At 66.6% G+C, this 1070-nt stretch carries 1 protein-coding gene and 1 pseudogene; both read left to right on the plus strand.

Annotation, left to right across the window (positions count from 1 at the left end; translation table 11 throughout):
* Positions 1-78: 78 nt before the first annotated feature.
* A complete protein-coding gene (locus ACWGPE_RS19240) occupies positions 79-255 on the plus strand; it encodes a hypothetical protein (RefSeq protein ID WP_452049354.1) in 177 nt (58 codons plus the stop codon).
* Positions 256-439: 184 nt separating this feature from the next.
* A pseudogene (ipdE1, locus tag ACWGPE_RS19245) lies at positions 440-1070 on the plus strand (acyl-CoA dehydrogenase IpdE1); the annotation flags it as partial.

A 1070-nucleotide genomic window follows, 5' to 3' on the forward strand; every position in this document is an offset into this window, starting at 1 on the left:
CCGCTGGAACGGTGCGGCGATCGCTCGTCATCGATGCTCCCTTAACAAAGCAAGTGCTTGGTAGGTTAGCCTACAGGGGTGATAGAGGTCCAGGAGTTCCGGGCCGAGGTCCGGCAGTGGCTCGCAGACAATCTTGTTGGCGAATTCGCAGCGCTCAAGGGCCTGGGTGGACCGGGGCGTGAACACGAAGCCTTCGAAGAGCGGCGGGCGTGGAATCAGCATCTGGCCGCGGCGGGATTGACCTGCCTTCTATGAGGAGTACGCCCGCGCCAACGCGCCCGACAAGGTCAACCACCTGGGCGAGGAGCTGCTCGGGCCGACACTCATCGAGTACGGCACCCCCGAACAGCAGCAGCGGTTCCTGCCCAAGATCCTCGACGTCACCGAACTGTGGAGCCAGGGCTACTCGGAGCCCAACGCCGGCAGTGATCTGGCGAATGTGGCGACGACGGCCGAGCTGGTCGGCGACGAGTGGGTTATCAACGGTCAGAAGGTGTGGACGTCGCTGGCCCACTGGGCGCAGTGGTGCTTCGTCGTGGCGCGTACGGAGAAGGGCTCCAAGCGGCACGCCGGCCTGTCCTATCTCTTGGTGCCGCTGGATCAGCCGGGCGTCGAGATCCGCCCGATCATCCAGCTGACCGGTGACTCCGAGTTCAACGAGGTGTTCTTCGACGACGCCCGTACGGAGGCCTCGCTGGTGGTCGGTCAGCCCGGTGACGGCTGGCGGGTGGCCATGGGCACCCTGACCTTCGAGCGCGGGGTGTCCACGCTGGGTCAGCAGATCCGGTACGCACGCGAGCACTCCAACCTCGTCGAGCTGGCCAAGCGCAGCGGCGCGGCCGACGATCCGCTGATCCGCCGGCGGCTGACCGAGTCGTGGACCGGCCTGCAGGCCATGCGGTCCTACGCCCTGGCGACCATGGATGTGGAGCAGCCGGGCCAGGACAACGTGTCCAAGCTGTTGTGGGCCAACTGGCACCGCGAGCTCGGCGAGATCGCCATGGACGTGCAGGGCACGGCCGGGCTGACGCTGCCCGAGGGCGAATTCGACGAGTGGCAGCGGCTGTACC

The organism is Agromyces sp. NPDC055658, from assembly GCF_053618155.1.